Here is a 4,520-nt window from a genome sequence, read left to right on the forward strand (position 1 = left end):
TGCCCATGTGATCGCCGGTGACGCGGTCGCCGCCCTTCGAGGCGACGGCGACGCCGCGGAAGATGTTGCCGCCGCCGATGACGACGCCCACTTCCACGCCCAGCGCGCGCGCCTCGGCGATGTCGGCGGCGATACGATCGACCACCGAGACGTCGATGCCGAAATGCTGCTCGCCCATCAACGCTTCGCCGGAAGCTTTCAGCACGACACGTCGATAGAGGGGCTTATCCGTCATCTTGATCCTCGCAAATCTCGGCGCGGCAATTTTGGAGGCAAAACCGCCCCCGCTTCATCCGGCGATGCTGTCATGACGGGTTGACCCGATACACGAAGGGCGCGGCGATGTCACGCCGCGCCCTCGTGCAAAATTCCAGGCTTTTTCGGTCAGTTGCCGCCTTTCGAACAGTTGCCCTTTTTCGATCAGTCGCTTGAGATGCTGACCGCTTCGCCTTCGATGATGACGGGAGGGCAATAGCCTGCCGGCTTGTCGCCAGTCACCGCGCCACCGGTCACCCGCACCTGGATCTCGGAGCCGAAATAGGAATGCGGAAACGGTGCTGGCGTGGCGCTGACCTCCTCCAGCCGCTTGCGAAGCTCGCCGGGAATCGAAAAATCGAGCGCGCCAAGATTGTCCTCGAGCTGCTCGAGCCTCGTCGCTCCAAGGATTACGGAGGCGATTCCTGGCTGGGTCGCCACCCAGTTGAGCGCGACCTGCGCCATGCTGCGGCTAAGCTCGGCCGCCACCTTCTCGAGCTCCGCCACGATCGCCCAGTTGCGGTCGCTGAACTTCTGGAAGCCGGGATGTGTGGTGTTGCGGAGGCCGTCGAGCCGGCCGGCATTCCCGGCTTGTGTTGGCCTGTATTTGCCGCTGAGCAGCCCGCTGGCCAAAGGGCTCCACACCATGATGCCCGCGCCATGACGGGTGGCGAAAGGCACATATTCATGTTCGATGGCGCGCTCGGCCAGCGAGTATTCGAGCTGCAGCGCCGAGACCGGCTCGTAGCCGCGCAATTCGGCGATCGCCTGGGCGCGGCCGGCATACCAGGCCGGCACGTCGGAGAGGCCGATATGGCGCACCTTGCCGGCGCGTACAAGATCGTCAAGCGTGCGCAGCACCTCCTCGGCCGGAGTGATGCGATCCCAGACATGCAGCAGGTAAAGGTCGATATAGTCTGTACCGAGCCGTTTCAGCGAGGCGTCCACAGCGCGTATGATGTTCTTGCGGCCATTGCCGCCGCCATTGGGGTTACCCGGTTCCGCGTTGAAGGTGAATTTGGTGGCGATCACCGCCTTGTCGCGCAAGCCTCGCTCGGCGACGAATTCGCCGAGCCACGCCTCGGCTGTGCCGCCGGTATAGAGATCGGCCGTGTCGAAGAAATTGCCGCCCGCTTCGACATAGGCGTCGAACATCGCGCGGGCGGCGTCCCTGTCCGCGCCCCAGCCCCATTCGGTGCCGAAGGTCATGGTGCCGAGCGCCAGCCGGCTGACGCGCAGCCCGCTGTTGCCAAGCGTGTAATAGGTCATGCTCATGGTGGTCTTCCGATTCTGAACTGACTTGCTGCCGGTCACTGGCCGGGGGTCGCCTTGACCCAGGGATTGCCGCGCTCATGCGTCATGCGGAAGGTGAAGCCGTCGACCTTCCAGCCGGCAGCCGAGCGGGTCAAATGATGCACATAGGTGCCCCAGACCTCCCAGAGCGGGTCGCCATTGCCTTCCATCCGGTTCCAGGCATAGCCGTTGGAATGGACGGTCGCGGTATCGGCCTCGAGCACGAGCTGATGGTTGGTGCGCAGATGCAGGCTGGTCTTGCTGCCCTTGAGATTGCCCGCCCAGGCGCCGATCAGGTCGTCGGAGGCGATGTTGGCCGCGGGCTGGCCGGAGAGGCTGCTGAAATCGGCGGTGACGCGGTCGGCAAAATAGCTGCGCGCCAGCTCCCAGTCCTGCGCATCCACCGCGCGGTCGATGGCGTCGGCGATGCGGATCACCGCGCGCTCGTCGGCAAGCGCCTGCCAACCGGTCGCCTCGGCTCCACCGGCATTGACCGGCGCCAATGCCATGCCCGCCGCAAAGGTTACATGTCTCAACGCATTCATTTCGTCTCTCCTTGAGGCATCAGCCCGCCGCCGATGTGTTGATGCCAATATGGGCTGGCTTGAGAGCAACGATAAGATTGCATTGTTCGCAAAGACTATGCGATATCATTCATGAATGGATCGCGATCTGCTCACACATCTGCCGGTCATCGTCGCCGTGGCGCGGCGCGGCGGCTTTGCGCTTGCCGCGGCCGAGCTCGGGATGAGTCCATCCGCCGTGAGCCATGCGGTGCGGCTCGTGGAAGAGCGCGTCGGCCAGCCGCTCTTCGCCCGCACAACGCGCAGCGTCTCGCTGACCGAGGCCGGCAAGGCGCTGGTGGAGACGGCGGGCCCTGCCCTGCAGGACATCGCCGAACGGATGGACCGGATCCGCGGCGTGAAGGGAAGGCCGGCCGGCCTGCTCAGGATCAATGCCTCCAACATAGCGATCCCCCTGGCGGTGACGCCGGTGGTCGCGGCGATGGCCGAACGCTACCCCGATGTGACGGTCGAGATCGTTGCCGACCAAGGACTTATCGATATCGTCGGCGAAGGTTTTGATGCCGGCGTCCGGCTGGGCGAGATGATCGCGCAGGACATGGTCACCGTCAGGATGACGCCGCCGTTCAAAGCCGTCATCGTCGCCTCGCCCACCTATGTCGGAAAGCGTGGCCGCCCGCGCGCCGTGGCCGATCTCGCCGATCACAACTGCATCGGCTACCGGCTGGTGCGATCGGGCGCGCTGTACCGCTGGGACCTGAATGACAACGACAGGGATGTCGTTGTCGAGACACGCGGCACGGCCATCGTCACGGATTCGCTTGGCGCCATCGATCTGGCGCTGGCCGGCGTCGGGCTCGCCTACGTTTTCGAGCCGCTGGTGCGCGCCGACCTTGCAGCCGGCCGCCTCGTCCAGATCCTGCCGCATACGGCGATCGAGGAGCCGGGCCTCTTCCTCTATTTTCCGCGCCGCGCGTCGATGGCGCCGAAGCTCAGGGCCTTTATCGACAGCGCACAAGAAATCGGCCGAGCATCCATGCGGACACCCGGCCGAGTTGCCTGAGCTCGTGAGCTCTTCACCTTAAGGGAAACGCGATGCGCTCCCCCTGGATCGGAGCTATTTCTTGACCGCTGCCGCGACTTCCGCCGCGAAATCGGTCGTTTCCTTCTCGATGCCCTCGCCCAGCGCGTAACGCAGATAGGCGGTGATCTTCGCCGGAGCGCCGATCTCCTTCTCGGCATCCTTCAGCGCCTTCTCGACGGTGATGTCGGGATTGAGCACGAAGGCCTGCTTCAAAAGCACGACCTCTTCATAGAACTTGCGCAGGCGGCCCTCGACCATCTTCTCGATGATGGCTTCCGGCTTGCCCGACTGGCGCGCCTGATCGGAGAAGATCGCCTTCTCGCGCTCGACCAGCGCCGGATCGACTTCCTGGGCGGTCAGCGCGACCGGGTTGCTGGCGGCGACATGCATCGCGACCTGGCGAGCAAAGGCGTTGGCCGCGTGTTCGTTGCCGGTGGTCTCGATCGCCACCAGCACGCCGAGCTTGCCGAGGCCGTCGGCAACCGCGTTGTGGACATAGGTCGCCACCACGCCATGCGGAACGGTGAGCTTCGCCGAGCGGCGGAAGCCCATGTTCTCGCCGATGGTGCCGACCGCGTCCTTGATGGTGTCGCTGACCGACTTGTCGGAGCCCGGATACTTGGCAGCAGCCACGGCCTCGGTCGTGCCATAGGCGAGCGCGACCTTGGCGACGTTGGCGACGATCTCCTGGAAGGCAGCATTGCGGGCAACGAAGTCGGTCTCGGAATTGACCTCGACGACCGCAGCTTCACGCACGCCGGCATCGACACCGATCAGGCCCTCGGCGGCGGTGCGCCCGGCCTTCTTGTCGGCCTTCGAGATACCCTTCTTGCGCAGCCAGTCGACGGCCGCTTCCATATCGCCGTTGGTCTCGTTCAACGCCGCCTTGCAGTCCATCATGCCCGCGCCGGTCAAGTCGCGGAGTTCTTTGACCTGTGCAGCCGAAATCGTCATTGTCGCCTCTTTGTTTCAAATGCGCCGACGCACCAACCGGGACTCGGGTGATGCGCTCGGCAAAAGCGCTTTAGCGCGCCAACTTATTGGAAAGATGAAGGCCGGTTTCCGGCCTTCGATGTCAAGCTTCCGGAGCTTCGCTGGCCGGAGCGTCGAGCGCCGGCTCGACCGGAGTCTCGGCCGAAGCGCCGATGTCGACGCCCAGCGCGCCCTGCTGGCGGGCGATGCCGTCGATGGCAGCCTTGGCGATCAGGTCGCAATAGAGCTGGATGGCGCGGGCCGCGTCGTCATTGCCGGGGATCGGGAAGTCGATCTTGTCCGGGTCGCAGTTCGAATCGATGATGGCCACGACCGGAATGCCGAGGCGCTTGGCCTCGAGGATGGCGATCGCTTCCTTGTTGGTGTCGATG

The 4,520-nt window shown here is 64.6% G+C and carries 5 protein-coding genes and 1 pseudogene; 1 reads left to right on the forward strand and 5 read right to left on the reverse strand.

Features of this window, described 5'->3' with window-relative positions:
- The 3 genes and pseudogenes from pyrH to EOA28_RS25960 form a co-directional block, all read right to left on the reverse strand.
- A pseudogene (pyrH, locus tag EOA28_RS25950) lies at positions 1-235 on the reverse strand (UMP kinase); the annotation flags it as partial.
- 185 nt (positions 236-420) lie between these two features.
- Positions 421-1,530: an aldo/keto reductase gene (locus tag EOA28_RS25955; RefSeq protein ID WP_128315429.1), complete on the reverse strand. Its 1,110-nt coding sequence runs from the start codon at positions 1,528-1,530 to the stop codon at positions 421-423.
- Between the two features lie 35 nt (positions 1,531-1,565).
- A complete protein-coding gene (locus EOA28_RS25960) occupies positions 1,566-2,093 on the reverse strand; it encodes a nuclear transport factor 2 family protein (RefSeq protein ID WP_127253908.1) in 528 nt (175 codons plus the stop codon).
- A 115-nt stretch (positions 2,094-2,208) separates the two neighbouring features.
- On the opposite strand from EOA28_RS25960, the gene EOA28_RS25965 reads away from it, so the two are divergent.
- Positions 2,209-3,135, forward strand: a complete 927-nt coding sequence (locus EOA28_RS25965; RefSeq protein WP_128298372.1) for a LysR family transcriptional regulator — start codon at positions 2,209-2,211, stop codon at positions 3,133-3,135.
- A gap of 54 nt (positions 3,136-3,189) precedes the next feature.
- Here the strand turns inward: EOA28_RS25965 and tsf are convergent, their stop codons facing one another.
- Positions 3,190-4,110 (reverse strand): translation elongation factor Ts, encoded by a 921-nt coding sequence (tsf, locus tag EOA28_RS25970; RefSeq protein ID WP_127253937.1) that lies wholly within the window; start codon positions 4,108-4,110, stop codon positions 3,190-3,192.
- 121 nt (positions 4,111-4,231) lie between these two features.
- Positions 4,232-4,520 (reverse strand): 30S ribosomal protein S2 (rpsB, locus tag EOA28_RS25975; protein WP_128315430.1); only part of this gene is annotated, 289 nt, incomplete at its 5' end.

Origin of the sequence: Mesorhizobium sp. M2A.F.Ca.ET.067.02.1.1 (genome assembly GCF_004023285.1) — a bacterium.
In the GTDB taxonomy this organism is placed as follows: domain Bacteria; phylum Pseudomonadota; class Alphaproteobacteria; order Rhizobiales; family Rhizobiaceae; genus Mesorhizobium.

What these genes read in the sequence shown, in the direction of transcription:
- EOA28_RS25955 (WP_128315429.1), bottom strand. Translation starts at nt 1,530, where the DNA reads ATGAGCATGACCTATTACACGCTTGGCAACAGCGGGCTGCGCGTCAGC.
- EOA28_RS25965 (WP_128298372.1), top strand. Translation starts at nt 2,209, where the DNA reads ATGGATCGCGATCTGCTCACACATCTGCCGGTCATCGTCGCCGTGGCG.
- EOA28_RS25960 (WP_127253908.1), bottom strand. Translation starts at nt 2,093, where the DNA reads ATGAATGCGTTGAGACATGTAACCTTTGCGGCGGGCATGGCATTGGCG.
- tsf (WP_127253937.1), bottom strand. Translation starts at nt 4,110, where the DNA reads ATGACGATTTCGGCTGCACAGGTCAAAGAACTCCGCGACTTGACCGGC.